18 protein-coding genes and 1 tRNA gene are annotated in these 18,362 nt (G+C 63.4%); 9 read left to right on the forward strand and 10 right to left on the reverse strand.

Going from position 1 to position 18,362, the window contains the following annotated elements:
- Nucleotides 1-484: 484 nt before the first annotated feature.
- Nucleotides 485-946 (reverse strand): Hsp20 family protein, encoded by a 462-nt coding sequence (locus NGR_RS25505; protein ID WP_012709372.1) that lies wholly within the window; start codon nucleotides 944-946, stop codon nucleotides 485-487.
- 390 nt (nucleotides 947-1,336) lie between these two features.
- On the opposite strand from NGR_RS25505, the gene NGR_RS25510 reads away from it, so the two are divergent.
- Nucleotides 1,337-2,320, forward strand: a complete 984-nt coding sequence (locus tag NGR_RS25510; RefSeq protein WP_012709373.1) for an alpha/beta fold hydrolase — start codon at nucleotides 1,337-1,339, stop codon at nucleotides 2,318-2,320.
- A gap of 1 nt (nucleotide 2,321) precedes the next feature.
- Here the strand turns inward: NGR_RS25510 and hisN are convergent, their stop codons facing one another.
- A complete protein-coding gene (gene hisN, locus NGR_RS25515; RefSeq protein WP_012709374.1) occupies nucleotides 2,322-3,098 on the reverse strand; it encodes a histidinol-phosphatase in 777 nt (258 codons plus the stop codon).
- A 248-nt stretch (nucleotides 3,099-3,346) separates the two neighbouring features.
- Complete coding sequence (locus NGR_RS25520; RefSeq protein WP_012709375.1) at nucleotides 3,347-4,228, reverse strand: N-formylglutamate amidohydrolase; 882 nt, start codon at nucleotides 4,226-4,228, stop codon at nucleotides 3,347-3,349.
- Between the two features lie 190 nt (nucleotides 4,229-4,418).
- Between NGR_RS25520 and cpdR1 the strand changes: the two genes are divergently transcribed.
- Together cpdR1 and NGR_RS25530 are read left to right on the forward strand one after the other, a co-directional pair.
- Nucleotides 4,419-4,781: a response regulator CpdR1 gene (gene cpdR1 / locus NGR_RS25525; protein WP_012709376.1), complete on the forward strand. Its 363-nt coding sequence runs from the start codon at nucleotides 4,419-4,421 to the stop codon at nucleotides 4,779-4,781.
- Nucleotides 4,782-5,078: 297 nt separating this feature from the next.
- A tRNA-Val gene (locus NGR_RS25530) sits at nucleotides 5,079-5,153 on the forward strand.
- 212 nt (nucleotides 5,154-5,365) lie between these two features.
- On the opposite strand, the gene NGR_RS25535 is transcribed toward NGR_RS25530, so the two are convergent.
- On the reverse strand, nucleotides 5,366-5,839 hold the full coding sequence (locus NGR_RS25535; protein ID WP_012709377.1) for a hypothetical protein: 474 nt from the start codon (nucleotides 5,837-5,839) through the stop codon (nucleotides 5,366-5,368).
- Between the two features lie 287 nt (nucleotides 5,840-6,126).
- Here NGR_RS25535 and NGR_RS25540 point away from each other — a divergent pair, with 287 nt between their 5' ends.
- Nucleotides 6,127-6,330 (forward strand): hypothetical protein, encoded by a 204-nt coding sequence (locus NGR_RS25540; protein WP_164924489.1) that lies wholly within the window; start codon nucleotides 6,127-6,129, stop codon nucleotides 6,328-6,330.
- Nucleotides 6,331-6,476: 146 nt separating this feature from the next.
- Here NGR_RS25540 and NGR_RS32460 read toward each other — a convergent pair whose 3' ends face one another.
- The 3 genes from NGR_RS32460 to NGR_RS25550 form a co-directional block, all read right to left on the reverse strand.
- The gene (locus NGR_RS32460; RefSeq protein ID WP_012709378.1) at nucleotides 6,477-6,644 is read right to left on the reverse strand and encodes a hypothetical protein; all 168 of its coding nucleotides are present in this window, start codon (nucleotides 6,642-6,644) and stop codon (nucleotides 6,477-6,479) included.
- Between the two features lie 301 nt (nucleotides 6,645-6,945).
- A complete protein-coding gene (locus NGR_RS25545) occupies nucleotides 6,946-7,626 on the reverse strand; it encodes a peroxiredoxin-like family protein (protein WP_012709379.1) in 681 nt (226 codons plus the stop codon).
- Between the two features lie 87 nt (nucleotides 7,627-7,713).
- The gene (locus tag NGR_RS25550; protein ID WP_012709380.1) at nucleotides 7,714-10,983 is read right to left on the reverse strand and encodes an AAA family ATPase; all 3,270 of its coding nucleotides are present in this window, start codon (nucleotides 10,981-10,983) and stop codon (nucleotides 7,714-7,716) included.
- Nucleotides 10,984-11,321: 338 nt separating this feature from the next.
- On the opposite strand from NGR_RS25550, the gene ilvD reads away from it, so the two are divergent.
- Nucleotides 11,322-13,160 carry a dihydroxy-acid dehydratase gene (ilvD, locus tag NGR_RS25555; protein WP_012709381.1) on the forward strand — a complete coding sequence of 613 codons (1,839 nt, stop codon included), beginning with the start codon at nucleotides 11,322-11,324 and terminating at the stop codon, nucleotides 13,158-13,160.
- Nucleotides 13,161-13,229: 69 nt separating this feature from the next.
- On the opposite strand, the gene NGR_RS25560 is transcribed toward ilvD, so the two are convergent.
- Nucleotides 13,230-13,634: a GFA family protein gene (locus NGR_RS25560; protein WP_012709382.1), complete on the reverse strand. Its 405-nt coding sequence runs from the start codon at nucleotides 13,632-13,634 to the stop codon at nucleotides 13,230-13,232.
- A 101-nt stretch (nucleotides 13,635-13,735) separates the two neighbouring features.
- On the opposite strand from NGR_RS25560, the gene NGR_RS25565 reads away from it, so the two are divergent.
- Nucleotides 13,736-14,197 (forward strand): MarR family winged helix-turn-helix transcriptional regulator, encoded by a 462-nt coding sequence (locus tag NGR_RS25565; protein ID WP_012709383.1) that lies wholly within the window; start codon nucleotides 13,736-13,738, stop codon nucleotides 14,195-14,197.
- A 17-nt stretch (nucleotides 14,198-14,214) separates the two neighbouring features.
- On the opposite strand, the gene NGR_RS25570 is transcribed toward NGR_RS25565, so the two are convergent.
- Nucleotides 14,215-14,661, reverse strand: a complete 447-nt coding sequence (locus NGR_RS25570; RefSeq protein ID WP_012709384.1) for a MarR family winged helix-turn-helix transcriptional regulator — start codon at nucleotides 14,659-14,661, stop codon at nucleotides 14,215-14,217.
- A gap of 287 nt (nucleotides 14,662-14,948) precedes the next feature.
- On the opposite strand from NGR_RS25570, the gene NGR_RS25575 reads away from it, so the two are divergent.
- Both NGR_RS25575 and NGR_RS25580 read left to right on the forward strand, forming a co-directional pair.
- Nucleotides 14,949-15,419, forward strand: a complete 471-nt coding sequence (locus tag NGR_RS25575) for a DUF1579 domain-containing protein (RefSeq protein WP_012709385.1) — start codon at nucleotides 14,949-14,951, stop codon at nucleotides 15,417-15,419.
- 37 nt (nucleotides 15,420-15,456) lie between these two features.
- Nucleotides 15,457-16,218, forward strand: a complete 762-nt coding sequence (locus NGR_RS25580) for a VOC family protein (RefSeq protein ID WP_012709386.1) — start codon at nucleotides 15,457-15,459, stop codon at nucleotides 16,216-16,218.
- A 39-nt stretch (nucleotides 16,219-16,257) separates the two neighbouring features.
- Here NGR_RS25580 and NGR_RS25585 read toward each other — a convergent pair whose 3' ends face one another.
- On the reverse strand, nucleotides 16,258-17,211 hold the full coding sequence (locus NGR_RS25585) for a LysR family transcriptional regulator (RefSeq protein ID WP_012709387.1): 954 nt from the start codon (nucleotides 17,209-17,211) through the stop codon (nucleotides 16,258-16,260).
- A gap of 108 nt (nucleotides 17,212-17,319) precedes the next feature.
- Between NGR_RS25585 and NGR_RS25590 the strand changes: the two genes are divergently transcribed.
- Nucleotides 17,320-18,354, forward strand: a complete 1,035-nt coding sequence (locus NGR_RS25590) for an aldo/keto reductase (RefSeq protein ID WP_012709388.1) — start codon at nucleotides 17,320-17,322, stop codon at nucleotides 18,352-18,354.
- The last annotated feature ends 8 nt before the right edge of the window (nucleotides 18,355-18,362 follow it).

Here is an 18,362-nt window from a genome sequence, read left to right on the forward strand (position 1 = left end):
TCAGGTTCAGCCCTTCACCGCTTGGTCCGGCTACTACGGCCTCTGCTGACTCCTGCCGCCCCATCCCGACGCCTTTCGACGCCGGTAGCACATCTGTCTCCAGAGGCAGGCCGGCAGGTCTCCCAGGGTAAAACGCGCGACCTTCGTGCCATATACCTGTCGCATCTACGCCCGCACCCTCCGGGTGATATCGGGCTTCGGGCACTTTGGCTCCCTCGCCCGGATGCGGACGCCTTATATGCGCTTCCTGTTCGTCAGGCCGGCACTTTGCTTACAGCTTCCTTCAGACCCCGCCTCGCGACGACGCCCTTGCTGTTCGGCTAACGGTTCCCATCACCAGGGCCCGTAGAGGACTTCCACCTCCAAGTCATCGACCGGATACCATCCCGATCAAACGGTGCTTTCGCACCACGCGCCATGCCTGGCGCACCAATAAAAAACGGCGCCCCATGGGCGCCGTTTCTGGAAGTCTTAATCGTTGACGTCAGGCGTTCTGGGCCTCGATCTGCTTGGGCTGAGAGGAGACCGAAGCAATCGCGATACGGCGCGGCTTTGCCGCTTCCGGAATCTCGCGCACGAGATCGACATGGAGCAGGCCGTTCTTCAGCGACGCCGCTCGGATCTCGACATGGTCGGCAAGCTGGAAGCGGCGCTCGAAGGCGCGCTTGGCGATGCCGCGATGGAGAAACTGGCTTTCCTCGCCCTTCTCCTCGCTCTTTTCGCCCTTGATCGTCAGCGTGTTTTCACGCGCTTCGACCGAAAGCTCGCTCTCGTCGAAGCCGGCAACGGCCATGGTGATGCGATAGGCGTTTTCGCCGGTCCGCTCGATGTTATAGGGCGGATAGGTCTGCGCCTGATCGGGCTGGCCGAGGCTGTCGAGCATGGTGAACAGGCGATCGAAGCCGACGGTGGAGCGGTAGAGGGGGGAAAAATCAAAGTGACGCATGGTGTCCTCCTTCAAGAGCAACGGTTTGCGATGTCTGGCCTGCCACCCCGAAAGGCTGTGACGCGACCGGTGAACGGACCCGTCTTCGGCGTCCGCAACCAAGACATGGGAACGTCTTCGCGCAAGTTCAAGGGCCTCTCCGGCAGCGGCACGCTTGGTGAACGGCATATGAACAACGGGTTCGGCCGCCGTTCAGCCACGACCGACTAAAACAAGCGCACTGGGCCGAAACGCCCAGGGCTGAAGTGACACGTCCCTTCTCCTTCAGCGGCCGGAAGCGGTGATCGTCCGGATTTCATCCGCCGCTTCCGGCTTTTTTCTTTGACGCAGGCGAGACTGGCGCCTATCCCTGAAGGGACCCGACCTCGTTTCCGTTCGCCGACGCGCATCATGACGACGATCCTTCATCCCACGCCGGACAATCCGATCCCGGGCAAGCCGCAAGTGGGCTTTTTCGACGGCGCCGGCGGCCGCAAGATCCGCTATGCGGTGTTCAAGGCGAACGCGCCGGCGACGCGCGGCACGATCGTGCTCTTGCAGGGGCGCAACGAGTCGATCGAGAAATACTTCGAAACGATCGGCGACCTCACCGCGGCGGGATTCTGGGTCGCCACTTTCGACTGGCGCGGCCAGGGCGGATCCGAGCGGCTCTTGCCGCAGCCGGGCCGCGGCCACGTGGAGCATTTTGCCGATTACGAGCGCGACCTCACGATCTTCCTCGAACAGATCGTCCTACCGGACACGCGCCTGCCTTTCTCCATCGTCGCCCATTCGATGGGCGCTTTGGTCGCCCTGTCGCTGGCGCCGATGCTGGCAAGCCGCATCGACCGCATGGTGCTGCTTGCCCCCTTCCTGGGCCTGAGCGGCCAGGCGATCGGCGAGCGCGGCATCGTGGCGATTGCCACCGTCATGCGCTGGTTCGGCCTCGGCAGCCTGCCGGTGCGCCGCGACAAGGAACGCCAGTCCCCCTTCAGGAACAATCCGCTCACCTCCGACAGCCGGCGTTATCAGCGCAACCTGGCCTTGATCGACGCCCGTCCGCATTTGCGGATCGGGCCGCCGACGGGCCGGTGGTTGAGCGAGTCGTTCAGAGCGATCAGGCGCGCGATGCGCCGCGAGCACCTGACGAAGGTCATCGTCCCGACCGTCATCCTGGCGCCGACGGCCGACGCTCTCGTGCCCTATCTCGCGATGGAATTTCTCGCCAGCAATTTCCGCGCCGGGCATCTGATCCCGATCGATGGCGCCCGCCACGAGCTCTTTCAGGAGGCCGACCGCTACCGCGCCCAGGCGCTCGCGGCGATCCTGGCCTTCCTTCCGGAGGCGGATGCCGAGGCGGCCGAGCTTCCGCCACGCACCATGGAGGATGCCTAGGTCAGCGCGATCGCAACATCTGCAATGCCTGCGCATGCAGCTCCGGACTGCCGGCGGCAATGACCTCGCCGCCCATTTCTGCCGGCCCGCCCTGCCAGTCGGTGACGACGCCGCCGGCCTGCTCGATCAGCGGAATGAGCCCGCCGACGTCATAGGGCTTGAGGCCGCATTCGACGACGAGGTCGACATGGCCGGCCGCAAGCAGCGCAAAGGCGTAGCAATCGCAGCCGTAGCGGAAGAGCCGCACCTTTGCCTGCAGCGCCTCGAAGCGCGCCTTCAGTTCGCCCGTGTAGAGATGCGGCGAGGTGGTGAACAGGACAGCGTCCGAAAGCGCATCGCAGGCACGCGTTGAAAGCACATTCTCGCCGCCCGGACCGCGATAGATCGATTTCTGGCCGTCGGCGAAATAGCGTTCTCCCGTGAAGGGCTGGTCCATCAGGCCCATGATCGCCTTGCCGTTGCGATAGAGCCCGATCAGCGTTCCCCAAACCGGCAGTCCGGAAATGAAGGCACGGGTCCCGTCGATCGGATCGATCACCCAGACATGTTCGCGGTCGAGGCCGATATTGCCGTGCTCCTCGCCGAGGATGCCGTGCTCGGGGAAACTGTCTTCGATCAGCCGCCGGATCGCCGCCTCCGCCGACTGGTCGGCTTCGGTGACGGGATCGAAACCGCCTTCGAGCTTGTTGACGACGCTTGTGCCCGTGCGGAAGCGCGGCAGGGTTTCCGCCTTGGCGGCATCGGCGAGACGGTCGAAGAAGGAGCGGTCGGGCAGCATGTCACTCTCTTGAGCAGAGGAAGGAAGTGCATTCTGAATAGAGGAAATTTATCGAAAGGCAACGACGGCACTGGCCGACGTCCGCTGCGCTGCAAAGACCTGCCCCGCCAAAACTTGACAATTGTGCAGTGCAATATTACTGTTTTCCTGCAGTCACGCGTGGCTGCAAATACCCTCCTTGGGTGTTTCCTCCCTAGACTTGACCGCGCCGCTGGCGCGGTTCTTTTTGAGCGCAGGGTGTTTTCCCGCTACTCCGCGGCGAGCGGCAGATAGGCGCCGTAGTCCTCGACATGGCGCGCCAGCGCCGCGACGAAGGTCGCAAGATCGGTTGCCAAGGCCGCGAATCCGGGCTTTTTGACCAATGTCGACTCGTCGACATAGAGGCTGCGGTTGATCTCGATCTGAAGCGCGTGCAGACCGCGCGTCGGCCGACCGTAATGCTCGGTGATGAAGCCGCCGGCATAGGGCTTGTTGCGGGTCACCGCATAGCCGAGTTCTTCCAGCAGTTCGACCGCAACGCGTGACAGCTCCGCTGCGGCGCTTGTTCCGTAACGATCGCCGATGATGAAATCCGGGCGCTGGCCGCTTCCGGGCAGGTGGACGTTTCCAGGCATCGAATGGCAATCGACGAGCACGGCCATGCCGAACTGGGCATGGGTGCGGGCGATCAGCCTCCTGAGCGTCGCATGATACGGCTTGTAGATTGCCTCGATGCGCGCCAGCGCTTCCTCGACCGGAAAGCGGCTGCGATAGATTTCCATGTTCTCGGCAACCAGCCGCGGCACCGTCCCGAGCCCGCCGGCGACCCGCATCGAACTGATATTGGCGTGGGCCGGCAGCACGCCATCGAACATGCGCGGGTCGAGCTCGTAGGGTTCCCGGTTGACGTCGAGAAAGGCGCGCGGGAAATGCGCCCTGAGCAGCGGTGCTCCAAGATGCGTCGCACTTTGAAAGAGTTCGTCGACGAAGTGGTCCTCGGACCGGCGGATCGAATGCGAATCAAGTCGCGACTGATCGAGAAAGGTCTGTGGATAATATCGGCCGCTGTGCGGGGAGTTGAACACGAAGGGGATCCGCTGGCTCGCGGGTTCCAAGACCTCGAACACGTCCCACTCGGCCACTTCCCCCATCGGAACCCTTTTACCATACGCGGATCTTGCTGTGCGGATCATGTTGCCAGTTGGCCGGCTCTGTGTCCATAGTGGCTTCCCGCCGGTTCCGGGGGTTGACCCCTGCCGTTCACCGGATATTTACGCTGTTGCGGTTTGCTAGGCTGCCGCATCCCAGAAGCATTGAAAAGAAGTAGCCACGGCTGAATTCATGACTGTGAAAATCCTCCTTGCCGAAGACGACAACGACATGCGCCGCTTCCTCGTGAAGGCGTTGGAAAAGGCGGGCTACAAGGTCCTGTCCTACGACAACGGCGCCAGCGCCTACGACCGGCTTCGCGAAGAGCCCTTTTCGCTGCTGCTGACCGATATCGTCATGCCCGAGATGGACGGCATCGAGCTCGCCCGCCGGGCGACCGAGCTCGATCCGGACCTGAAGGTGATGTTCATCACCGGCTTTGCCGCCGTCGCGCTGAACCCGGACTCGAAGGCCCCGAAGGACGCCAAGGTTCTCTCCAAGCCCTTCCACCTTCGTGACCTGGTCAACGAGGTCAACAAGATGCTGGCCGCCTGAGGCCAGAAGGTTTCTCCCGTCTGTGAAATCGCCGGCCGGCCGATCTCGTTGATCGGTCTTGGCTTGCGATTCGTCCCGCCCGGTTCGCAAACCGTTGGTGATGCTGCCCCTTCGTCGGGCAGCGGTCTCTTTTATTTCAATTATTTAGCCGGCCCTCTGCCCGCGCAGCGGGCAGAGGGCCGAACGCGTTCTTGCACGATCCCGTCGACGCCGACGCCGTCGAACTTTCTGTCAAAAAACCTTCGAAAAGCCTATTGACGCCGACGCCGGTTTTATGGTCTATGCGCCGCATCGGATGGGCGTGTAGCTCAGCGGGAGAGCACTACGTTGACATCGTAGGGGTCACAAGTTCGATCCTTGTCACGCCCACCATCCAGGTTTCTGATTTGAAGGCCTTTCGAGAAATCGAGGGGCCTTTTTTACATAGCGCTCTTTGGATTCACCGAGCTTCTTCGAGACTGCCCGAGCGGTTGTCCCGTCGCAGGAGCGCCCTGGCCAGTGAACCATTCGAGGCGCATGCTGCCGACGCTCCGCGTCCTTTGGCAAGCCGCCGATGGCGCCCGATCGGGCTCCGTCTTGCCGCTCTAACGCTTCCCGATCCTCCTCAGGTGTCTTTTGTAGATTCCCGGGAACCGCTTCAGTTTTCCCGCGCCGGGCCTGTTCGCCTGGTCTACCAGGTGGGAAAATTCCGGATTCTCCGCTTTCAGCCGTCTTATCTGGCGGCCCTGATGGGAGATGGGCAGGAGTTCGACAATCGACCGGTACTTTATGAGGAAAGGCAGAAGCTCGCCTCCATCGACCGGTATCTGGCCAACGGGCGAGGCCATCGTGGGCGAGGATTCCTTGCCGGGGATACCGAGCTCTTCCCATGTCTTCACAATGGGCATCCACTCGGCGAAGCTCGCAGGGATGTCTTCACTGGGGCAGCTCGCGCCCTCTTCAATTTCCCCATGCCTCAGAAGCCATTTTAAAGGTGTGCCGGGCAACAGGGCGACTGAAAGACGCCACCCCGAGATAAGGCCGGGATTTTGTTTTGCGAGTTCCTGCATACTCGACATGGTCCACCCCCGGCGTAAAAATGCTGCGTGACGCGGGACCTGTCCAGTTACACATTCGGGTAGGTAAGCCAGCAAAAAACAACCATGAAGAGAGATAACGCACGCTTCGTCAACCGTAGAAAAGCTGCGATAGGGCGAAGGTGCCGAACTTTTTAGGACCTTGGTCCGACGGCAAAATGGGCCGGAGGTCTTAGCCCGATTTGTCTGTATCCCATTGATATTTCTTGTAATCCTTGACTGAAACGTGCCCTGTGCGACCCTCGGGCTCCGAAGGATCGCGAGGGAGAATGGCAGTGAGAATCAGGAAGGTGAAGAAGAAGTATCCCCGAAAGATCCACGGGCCGCTCTTAACCGAGCGCCTCGCTGATGAAATCAGCGTCAATCGGCGTGCAGCCCCCGGTTTCTCGTACCGCGCAGAATGGATTCTCGATGGCTGTCCGGGGACTTTCGAGGCGTGGCTGGCAAGCAAGGGCGTCACGCCCAAGCGGTAGCCTTACAGCGGCCGAAAGATCGCCGGCCGCCGATCGCTGGCGCTGGTTTGCCCGTCGGCATTGCTTGTCTTTGTCCCTTGAATCGAGGTCGATTTGAGGGACATGCAGCAAAGCGCGCCGCGTGAATACGTTGAATGCGGCGCGTTTTAGAGCCTGACGACGTCCTTGACCCAATATTCCACGCGGTAGCGAAGGGAATTCGCTTGTTCCTTCGCTTCGCGCATGGCCGCCCGGCTGTACCCGCCCTCCCAGACGATCCGGTCGATCGTCCAGAAGCCAGCCAACGCAACAATGAAGAGTAGCAGGCCGCGCATGGCGACATCTTGTCGATGAATCCTTTAGGAAATCCTAATTCTCTGGCTTGCTTTCGACGGGTTCGGGTCGACGTGGACCTCGCAGTCGATGCAACCGGCGCCTTCGATTGCGCGTCATCCGGCTGTCATGATCGCGGTCTAGAAAGGACCCACCTCGTCATTGACCACGGATGGACTGGCAAAGGCGGAAGGTGTGAGGAAGGTCGGGTTTACCCCGGCCTTTTTTGTTTGTTCGAACAGGTGTCTAAGAGACGCGGCCGGCGCCGTCCGCCCACAGGAAGGTGTCTCGGCGTTTAGGCTGTCAATGAACAACCTGTGACGCTGCCGACATCACCTCGTCCGGGGAAGGCGAACGGAACATGTTGCGGCCGTCCGGCGAGGCTTCGGTGAAGGACCATCGCACGACACCGTCACGGTCGAGCAGGAATTCCCCGACGAGTTGCGCCATGGCGACGGCCTCCATCCGCCTGTCGTCATCGGTCATCTCGTAGCCGTCGGCTTTCTGGAGATAATCCGACGCCGCGACCGGATCCATCGGTTCCGGCAGTACGCCAGGCATGTCAAGGCGCATCGACATCACCGTCTGCATGCCCAGCTTACGCGGCCAATCGTCCTCGTCTTCGGTGAATTCGAGATTCGGCAGACCGAAGGCTCGGTGCGAAATCCGTTCGGGATCCGCCGCGGCGAGCAGATTCGGCAACGGATGGTAGCGGAAATAGAGGCGCGCCCGCTCGATCGGCGTATTCACGACCGTCAGGGTCTCGACACCCTTTTCACTGAGAGCCGCCTTGAGCTGGGCCATCGTGGCGATCTGCCGGCGGCAGAACGGACATTGCAAGCCTCTGAACAGGCCTACTAAAACAGGTTTGCGCCCCCGGAAATCGTCGAGGGCGATCTTGCCCTCCTGGGTGATCGCGTCGAGCACGACGTTCGGCGCCCGGTCGCCAGGCTGCAATGGCCCGGAACTGGCATATTCCGCCATGGCTGTTCTCCTCCCTGCACGCCTGCAGCACCCGGCCCTTGTGGCGAGCGACCTTTTCTCTCCGGACCTTGCGTGACTGGAGCCTGTTCAATCGAGGAACGGCAATATCACCAAGGCTTCCGGGTCGAGATCGTGACTCTCGCAGATGTCGCGAGCCGAACTGAAATGCCGCTCGGCCTCGGCGAGCTCGCCCTCATCTAGGCAAAGTGTCGCCAGGCCATCATAGCATGGAAACAGGACCTGCGCTTCGCCCGTTTCGCCGGCAAGGTCGAGCGCCTCGCCGTAAAGTTTGCGGGCGTCGGCCGGCCGGCCGTGGCACTGGAAGATCTGCCCGAGCACGAGCAGCGACACCGGCAGATGGTCGCGCTGGTCGAGCGCCCGGTCGATCTCGATCGCCCTTTGCGCCGCCGGCACGCCTTCGGTCGAGCAGCGGTCGGTGAAGGTGCAATGGGCGACCGCAAGATTGGCGAGAAGCCGCGCCTGGAAGCCGAGGTCGCCGATGCGGCGGGCCATGTCGAGGCCACGCCGGCAGATTTCGATGGCAAGCTTCGGATCGACGATCGTGTAGAGCACGCCGAGATTCGTATAGCCACGGCAGGCCGCGTGCATCAGGGCCGCGGCTTCGGCGACCGCAACGCTCGTCTCCACAGCGTCGATCGCCTCCTGCGTACGGCCGCGTCGCGCGAGAGCCACTCCCTTTGTATTCAGTGCCTCGGCGGTCACGAGGGCAACCTCCCGGTGGGTCTCTCCGCTCACATCCGGACCAAGCGCCTTGACCTTTTCCAAGGCTTCGTCCGCCCATTGGGAGGCGCCGTGATAGTCACCCATGCGGAAAGCCAGATGCCCCCGCTCCTGCAGCAGCGACGCGCTTTCGATCGGTGCCTCGGCGCGTTCGAGGAGGCCGGCCGCTTCGGTGAAGTTCGCCTGCGCCTGATCGCGCTTGCCGGCCTCCCATCGAAGGTGGCCGAGCTTGCGGAGGATTCGAGCGGACGCCACGGCATCTGCCGCGGCATGACCGGTGTCGAGCAGCGCGCGGTAGTGCTCTTCCGCCTGGGCGCGCTCGCCGAAGGGGCCCAGGAGATCGGCGATCCTCTCGCGAGCGACGAACGAGTCCGGCTGCTCTTCGCCGAGCGTGGCAAGAGCCGCCATCGCCTGCCGATAGAACCGGATTGCATCCTCGTTGGCATAGAGCTGGCTTGCCCGGTCTCCGGCGGCCATCAGATAGCGGGCTCCCTTGGCCCGATCGGCCGACTGACTGTAGTGATGTCCGAGGACAGCGAGATCCTCGAAACGCTCCGGGTTCTCTCCATAGCGGCGCTCCAGGGCGTTTGCGATGGCCGCATGAATCTCCGTCCGCCGTTTGACGAGGAGATTGTTGTAGACGACTTCGTGCAGCAGCGACTGCACGAAGCGATAGCTCTGCGATGCCTGCGTCCCGCCCCTGGCACTCTCTTCAATGATCTCGGCATCGCAAAGCAACTCCAGACCCGATGCGACGCCGCCCGGTTGGAGGGCGATGACGGCCAGCAGTTCCGCGTCGAAGCGGGGGCCGATGACCGCGGCGCCATGGACGAGACGGCGCACCTCCGGCGGCAGCCGATCGATCCGCGCCAGCAGCATCGCCTCGATACCGACGGGAATATCGACGCTCGCTTCGCCGTCGGCCACATGCCATCGGGAGCCGTCGCGGCGAAGCGTTTCGAGCTCGATGAGGCCGCGGATGATTTCTTCGATGAACAGCGGGTTGCCGCCGGCACGCGCCAGGATTTGCCGACGCAGGCTTCCAGGCAGGCAATTCTCTCCGAACAAACCCGCAAGGAGCCGCTGTCCATCGGCAACAGAGAGCGGCCCGAGACGCAGCGCGGTGACGCTCGTGCGGCCCGGGGCCAGACGCTCCGGGCTCGCATCGGGGCGCTGCGTGGTGATCAGCATCAGCGGGCGGCGATCCAGCCGGTCGAGCACGAAGCGCAAGGCCTCCAGCGAGGCGGAGTCCGCCCAGTGCAGATCCTCAAGCACGATGAGCAAGGGCGTCCGTTCAAGCCTGCGCTCGAACATCGTGCGAATGACCGAGAGGAGTTGGCGCCGAATCTGGTCGGGAGCCACATGCTGCAGGGCGCCTTCGCGATCCCCCATACCGAGAATATGGAAGAGAAGCGGCATCACCTCACCGACCTCGTCGGCGCTGAAGCCGATTTCGCCGAGACCGGCCGCCAGCCGCTCCTGCGTTTCCTCCGCCGTGCCGCCGGCCGGTATGCCATAGGCGCTGCTCAGCACGGCTGCGAGCGTCCCATAGGACGGCTCGCCGAGCGGAGAACAGGCCGCGCGCCTGACGGCCACATGCGCAAAGCGCGGGTCCTCGCCGATAGCTGCCAGGAATTCGCGCACCAAACGCGACTTGCCGATGCCGGCTTCTCCCGTCAGGCGCACGACTTGCGCCGTGCCGGCGCAAGCGAGGGCCAGGCAGTCGCGCATGCGGGCGATCTCGGTATCGCGTCCGATGAAAGGAGCGCTCAGACCGAGGGCGTCGAGGCCCCTTGCCGGGCGTGGCGCCTCGAGCGCGCCGGTGACGCGATGAACCTGAAGGCTGCCGGACTTGCCGCGCAAGGCAACGGCACCGAGCGTCTCATAGGCGAAGGCATGCCGAGTGAGCTTGTGGGTAACCGGGCCTGCAAGGATTTCGTCCGGGCCGGCCATCGCCTGCAGGCGCTGCGCCGTGTTCACCGTATCGCCGGTGACCGAATAGGATTTCGTGTCTCCCGCCCCGAAACCGCCGGTGACCACCGGGCCGGTGTTGACGCCGATATGCAGGCTGAGCGGCAGACCGATGCGTCTGTGCCAGCGGTCACTCACCCGCGCGGCCCGATTGAGCATCTCGAACGCGGCCCGAAGGGCCCTCTCCGGATCGTCCTCATGCGCCACCGGGGCGCCGAACAGCGCAAGCAGCGCATCGCCGATGAATTTGTCGACGAATCCGCCAAACGCCTCGACGGCGCTGGTCAACGCCTCGAAGAGCTCGTTCTGCAGCGCCTGCAGAATTTCCGGATCGATCTGCTCGCTGAGTCCGGTGAAGCCGCAAAGATCGGCGAACAGGACCGTGACCGTACGCCGGTCGGCACCTATTTCCGGGCTTGACGCTGCCGGAGGCGCGCGCGGCACAGGCGGCGTCTGGAGCAGCTTTGCAGCCGGTCGTGCGTCGTCCGCAGGCTCTCCAAGCCGGCTGCCACAGCGCGGGCAGAAGGCGAAATGCGGCGCACAGAGATAGCCGCAAGAGGCGCACGAACTCTGCTGCTTGGCACCGCATTTCGGGCAAAACGCGAAGCCGCTCTCTATTTCGCTACCGCATTCATGGCAGTTCATCGCGGACGAACCTCACTACGCCCCCGGCAGCGAAGAATTCCGCTGCACGGGCGTGAATGCTGCAAAAACAATGGACTTGTTGATCCGGCTTGGCAATGCGCCATCCTGGCGGAGATCGAACGCCCCTTGCAACTAAGACTTCCGGGCGAGGTCTCGAGCGCCGCCAGCGACGAGGCCCCGCCAAGCTCGCGACTAGGACCGGCGCGCGACCACCCGCGGGGCGGAAATAATCTGACGCGAAAGATGACGCGCGCGCAATTTTGCGCTAGTACCCCCTCGACCGGCGCTCAAGGATCGCCATATTCGCGTATCGATATTCGTCCGTGAAGGAACACGTCATGCCTGCCTATCGCTCCCGCACCACCACTCACGGCCGCAACATGGCCGGCGCCCGCGGCCTCTGGCGCGCAACGGGCATGAAGGACAGCGACTTCGGCAAGCCGATCATTGCGGTGGTGAACTCGTTTACGCAGTTCGTGCCCGGCCACGTGCATTTGAAGGATCTTGGCCAGCTCGTCGCCCGCGAGATCGAGGCGGCCGGCGGCGTCGCCAAGGAATTCAACACCATCGCCGTCGATGACGGCATCGCCATGGGCCATGACGGCATGCTCTATTCGCTGCCGTCGCGCGAGATCATCGCCGACAGCGTCGAATACATGGTCAACGCCCATTGCGCCGACGCCATGGTCTGCATCTCGAACTGCGACAAGATCACTCCCGGCATGCTGATGGCCGCCTTGCGCCTCAATATCCCGGCTGTCTTCGTCTCGGGTGGGCCGATGGAAGCCGGCAAGGTGGTGCTGCACGGCAAGAAGCACGCACTCGATCTCGTCGACGCGATGGTGGCGGCCGCCGACGACAGTGTTTCCGACGAGGACGTCAAGGTCATCGAGCGCTCCGCCTGCCCGACCTGCGGCTCCTGTTCCGGCATGTTCACGGCCAATTCGATGAACTGTCTGACCGAGGCGCTCGGCCTGTCGCTGCCCGGCAACGGCTCGACGCTCGCCACCCACGCCGACCGCAAGCGTCTCTTCGTCGAGGCCGGCCACCTCGTCGTCGACCTGGCGCGCCGCTACTACGAGCAGGAGGACGAACGCATCCTGCCGCGCTCGGTCGCGTCGAAGAAAGCCTTCGAGAACGCCATGGCGCTCGACATCGCCATGGGCGGCTCGACCAACACCGTGCTGCACATCCTTGCCGCCGCCTACGAAGGCGAAGTGGATTTCACCATGGACGACATCGACCGGCTGTCGCGCAAGGTTCCCTGCCTGTCCAAGGTCGCGCCGGCGAAGAGCGACGTGCACATGGAAGACGTGCATCGCGCCGGCGGCATCATGTCGATCCTCGGCGAACTCGAGAAAGGCGGCCTCATCAACCGCGATTGCCCGACCGTGCACAGCGAGACGATCGGCGACGCCATCGACCGCTGGGACATCACCCGAACGTCAAGCGAAACGGTCCGCAACTTCTTCCGCGCCGCCCCCGGCGGCATCCCGACGCAGGTGGCCTTCAGCCAGGAGGCCCGCTGGGACGACCTCGATACCGACCGCGAAAAGGGTGTCATCCGCTCGGTCGAACATCCCTTCTCCAAGGACGGCGGTCTCGCGGTCCTGAAGGGCAACATCGCGCTCGACGGCTGCATCGTGAAGACGGCCGGCGTCGACGAGAGCATCCTGAAGTTCTCCGGTCCGGCGCGGGTGTTCGAGAGCCAGGACGCCTCCGTCAAGGCGATCCTCGGCAACGAGATCAAGGCCGGCGACGTGGTGGTCATCCGCTACGAGGGGCCGAAGGGCGGCCCGGGCATGCAGGAAATGCTCTATCCGACGAGCTACCTGAAGTCGAAGGGCCTTGGCAAGGCCTGCGCACTGATCACCGACGGCCGCTTCTCCGGCGGCACCTCCGGACTGTCGATCGGCCATGTCTCGCCGGAAGCTGCGAATGGCGGCACGATCGGGCTCGTCCGCGAGGGCGACATCATCGACATCGACATCCCGAACCGCACGATCAGCCTGCGGGTCGATGAAGCCGAGCTTGCCACACGCCGCGCCGAGCAGGATGCCAAGGGTTGGCAACCGGCCGAACAGCGCAAGCGCCGCGTGACGACGGCGCTCAAGGCCTATGCCGCCTTCGCAACCTCCGCCGATCGCGGCGCCGTGCGCGACCTCGGCGACCGATAGTCGGCGCAACGCCGCCAACAAAAAAGGCTCCTGCCACGGCGGGAGCCTTTTTCGTTTCGAGCTTTGATATCACATGTGTTTCGTCTCGGCCGGCACGTTCCACCAGTTGTTGTGAAGCCCATCCATGTATTGGATCGGCAAGGTCGCCAGCACGGCCGGATCGATCCCGTCCAGGCAGGCGATATTGATGGAAACGAAGGCTCCACCGATCTCCTCGACATATCCGTGCCCATAGGGCGCCGTGCCGCAGTTCATGCAGAACCGGTGATGGCCGCTCATCGTGCCGAACTGATAGTCTCCGATACCGCTCTCTTCGCAGAGGAGCCGGAAATCCTCCGGCTTCACGGACGCCCCCCAATAGCGCATTTTCGAGCAGTAGGAACAATTGCATCGACTGGTCCCGGCCTCGAGATCGACATCGACCTCGTAGCGAATCCGTCCGCAGTGGCAGCTACCCTTGTAGGTCATCTTCATCTCGATCCTCCCCGTGTTGGAACGTCGCACTTGCCAAGCCTGGTTCGCCATGACAACTTATTGTCAAAATCTTTTATCCGCAACGACAACATGTTGTCAACATGAGTTCACCTCTTCGTACGCCTTCCGGCGATGCTTTCGCCGAATTCGCCATCTTGGTCATTCGCCTTGCCGGACATCTGACCCTTGAAGGAGATAGGCTCGCGCAGCCGTCTGGCCAGACCAGCGCTCGCTGGCAGGTGTTGGCCGCCGCGAGACATGCGACGATGTCGGTTGCCGATGCCGCCCGCGCGCTTGGACTGGCGCGGCAGGGCGTGCAACGCATTGCCGATCTCCTCGAGGCCGACGGGTTGCTCGCCTACCGGCAAAATCCGGCACACCAGCGCGCCAAGCTGATGACACTCACGCCAAAGGGAGAGGCCGCGCTGACGGAGATCACCGCGCGACAAGCCGTCTGGGCGAACCAACTTGGCGCCGAGATGGGAGAAGAGAGACTGCGGCAGGCGACGGCGCTGATCACCGAGATCGTCACGCTCGTCGGCGAACGCCGCAGTTCATCCTGATCGGTTCGCGACGGATACTATGTAAGCGCGAGAAGCTCGGCCCGCAGCCTGTCGGAAGCGGCCTCGCCAAGATGCGCATCGATGGCTGCATGCGTCTGCTTCCAGATCGGCACGGCTTCGGCCAGCAGCCGCTCGCCCGTTTCCGTCAGGCGCAGGCGACGCAGCCGCCTGTCCTGTGCGTCCACGAAGGTTTCCAGCAGACCGCGGCGCTCCAGCGGTTTCAACGCCGCCGTCAGCGTCGTGCGATCCATGGCAAGCAACGACGCCACCGCGCTCATGCTCGGCGGTTCCGGGCGGTTCAGCGACATCAGCAGCGAGAATTGCCCGTTGGTGATATCGAGCGGCCGCAAGGCCTCGTCGAAGCGACGCGCCAGTGCCCGGGCGGCACGCTGGACATGCAGGCAGAGGCAGGTGTCCCGGACGAAGAGCGTGGTCGAGAAGGGGATGAGCGGCGGCTTTGACATAAACGACTAATGTTGATATCAACGTAAATAGTCAAGCGAAATGACAATGCTTCCTTCCGTTCGACCTGCTCATCGCATTTTCAAGCTGCATCACAACCGGTGCTGGAGGAGGACGGATACGGCGCCGAGCACTCCCGAGACGGCATGCCTGATGCGACCGAATGGACTTAGCGGCCACCGGCCCTATTTCAGGCTCCGTGCGTCGTAGCATCGGGCATGGAAGGCCATGCAATCGAAAAGCTCAAGGCCGGGAAACCGCCCATGGGTGAAAAACCAAGGAGGAAAAAGTGAAAGCGGAGCCCCAGGAAGAACACCGCTGGCTGGAGCAACTGCTCGGCGAATGGACGGTCGCGTCCGAAGATCCGGCAGGAAGCGAGGCGAATGCGCCATGGGTGGAGAATGTCCGTACGATGCAGGGATTGTGGGTCGTTTGCGAAGGGCAAGGAACCATGCCGGACGGAAATCCTGGCCAGACCCTGATGACGCTCGGCTTCAATCCGCTGACCGGCCGCTATGTCGGCACATGGGTCGGCTCGATGATGACCCATATGTGGGTCTATGACGGCGAGATCGAAGATGACGGCAAGACGCTCGCGCTGAATTGCGACGGCCCGGACTTCGAGAGTCCCGGCAGGTCCGCCAAGTACCAGGACAGGATAACGCTGAAGGACGCGAACCACAGGACGCTAACGGCCCACGTCCAGGCCGAAGACGGAAGCTGGAAGGAATTGATGAAGGCGGAATACCGACGCCGATAGCAATGCTGCGTGCATCAAACAACCGGGAGAAGCAATCATGCATGGAAAATTCATCTGGTACGAACTGATGACGACGGACACGAAGGCCGCCGAAGCCTTCTACAAGAGTGTCGTCGGCTGGTCCGCCCGCGACGCCGGCATGCCCGGCATGGATTACACGCTCTTTTCCAAGGGCGAGCACCAGGTGGCCGGTCTGATGACCATGCCCGACGGCGCGCTTGAGATGAAGGTACCGCCGGCCTGGCTCGGCTACGTGGCGGTCGATGACGTCGATGCGACCGCCGACAAGCTCGCCGCCGCAGGCGGCACCGTCCACCGCCCGCCGGACGACATCCCCGGGGTCGGCCGCTTTGCGATCGTCACCGACCCGCACGGCGCGGCTTTCGCCCTGTTCAAGGGTGATGGCGAACCGCCGCCGGCCATGGACCAGATGGCCGCCGGCAACGTCGGCTGGCATGAACTGATGGCCGGCGACCTCGATACCGCCTTCGACTTCTATTCGAAGCTGTTCGGCTGGACCAAGGACCAGGCGATGGACATGGGCGAGATGGGCGTTTACCAGATCTTCGCCTTCAACAGCCAGCCGATCGGCGGCATGATGACCAAGCCGAAGGAAATACCCGCCCCCTACTGGCTCTATTATTTCAACGTCGAGGCGCTTGACGCGGCGATCGACCGCGCCAAGTCCGGCGGCGCCAAGATCATTCAGGAACCGATGGAGGTGCCCGGCGGCGCCTGGATCGTCCAGGCGACCGATCCGCAGGGAGCGATTTTCGCGCTCGTCGCACCGAAGCGCTGACGGTCACTGAGAAGGCTCGCGGTTCTCGCGAGCCTTCCCCTATTTCGAGGCTCGTACCCTCTGCCGTTTGAAACTTTCGGGCAGCACCGGCGTCACGCGGGCATGGCTGGCGAGGAAGTCGAGAACCGCACGCACGCGCGATGGGAGAGCCCCGCCCTGCCCCAGAAAAACGGCGTGGATCTCCTCGAGATCCCCCGGGTTCAGATCCTCGAGAACCGGCAGCAGCCGGCCGGCGCGAACGTCTTCGCGCACCGCGAACTCGGCAAGCCGCGCCATCCCGGCGCCGGCAAGGGCAAGGTGGCGCAGCCCCTCACCGTCGCTCACCTGCACGGCCCCCGAGGCGGGCAGCACGATCGTCTCGCCTCCGTCCCGGATCGGCCAGCCATCGACGACGCGCATGTAGCAGAAGCCTAGTCGCTCATGAGCGCGCAAGTCCCCGAGGCTCGCGGGCATGCCGTTTCGTTCCACATAGGACGGCGCTGCAACGATCATCATCCGCGTCGCGCCGAGCTTGCGGGCGATCAGTGTCGAGCCTTTCAGCGGCCCCGCCCGGACCGCCACGTCGGCGCGCGCTTCCATCAAGTCGACGACGGCGTCGGTCTGCACGATCTCGAGCGTGACGGCCGGGAAACGGGCCCGGAATTCCGGCACCAGCGGCATCAGGATATGGGTGCCGAAGGAGGCGTTGACATTCAGCCGCACGCGGCCGGTCGGGCTTTCTCCGGCCGAGGCGCAACGCTCGGCCTCGTCGATATCGGCGAGGATCCGCGTCGTGCGCTCATGGAAGGCATGTCCCTCCGGCGTAAGCTGTAGCTTACGCGTTGAGCGATTGACCAACCTGACGCCGAGCCGCTCTTCGAGCCGCAGCACCAGCTTGCTGACCGCCGAAGGCGTCATGCGGAAGTGGCGGGCGGCGGCGGAAAAGCCGCCGAGCTCCACCGCCTTGGCGAAGACCTCCATTTCGCCCGAACGGTTGACCGAGGGTCGCGACATGTGAATTCAACTCACAGATAATGTGCCCGCCGCCAGTCTATATCCAAATTTCGCTCTGCTCCATCTTTCTCGTCGCAGGAAAGACATGAGCATCAAGGAGATCTTGGAATGGAATATCGACGTCTCGGTTCGTCCGGATTGAAAGTGCCGGCGCTCAGCTTCGGCGCAGGCACCTTCGGCGGCAAGGGTCCGCTTTTCAGTGCCTGGGGTACGACGGCGGAGGCGGAGGCCCGCCGCCTGGTCGACATCTGCCTCGAGGCGGGCGTCAACCTTTTCGACACGGCGGACGTCTATTCGGAGGGTGCTTCCGAGGAAATTCTCGGGGCGGCGATCAAGGGGCGGCGCGACGAGGTGCTCCTGTCGACGAAGATATCGCTCCCGGTCGGCGACGGGCCGAACGATGCCGGATCGTCCCGTGCGCGCCTCATCAAAGGCGTCGACGCCGCTCTGAAGCGGCTCGGCACCGATTATATCGACCTGATGCAGTTGCATGCCTTCGATGCCGATACCCCCATCGAGGAAGTGCTGTCGACGCTCGACATGCTCGTGCGATCGGGCAAGCTGCGCTATGTCGGCGTTTCGAATTTCTCCGGCTGGCAATTGATGAAATCGCTCGCGATAGCCGACCGGCACGGCTATCCGCGCTACGTCGCCAACCAGGTCTACTACTCTCTGGTCGGGCGGGACTATGAGTGGGAACTGATGCCGCTCGGTCTCGACCAGGGCGTCGGTGCGCTTGTCTGGAGTCCGCTTGGCTGGGGGCGGCTGACCGGCAGGATTCGCCGCGGCGAGCCGTGGCCGGACGGAAGCCGGCTGCACGACACCGCCGCTTTCGGCCCGCCCGTCGACGACGAAAAGCTCTACGGCATCGTTGAGGTGCTGCTTCAGATCGCGGAGGAAACCGGCCGCACCGTGCCGCAGGTAGCCATCAATTGGCTGCTCCGGCGCCCGACCGTCTCGAGCGTCATCATCGGAGCGCGCAACGAGGAGCAATTGCGCCAGAACCTCGGCGCCGTCGGCTGGTCCCTGTCGGCCGAACAGATCGACCGCCTCGACGCGGCGAGCGCAACGACGGCGCCCTATCCCCACTTCCCCTATTATCGACAGGAGGGCTTCGCCCGGATCAACCCTCCGCCCGTCTGAGACGTTGA

The sequence above is a fragment of the Sinorhizobium fredii NGR234 genome, assembly GCF_000018545.1.
Lineage (GTDB): Bacteria > Pseudomonadota > Alphaproteobacteria > Rhizobiales > Rhizobiaceae > Sinorhizobium > Sinorhizobium fredii_A.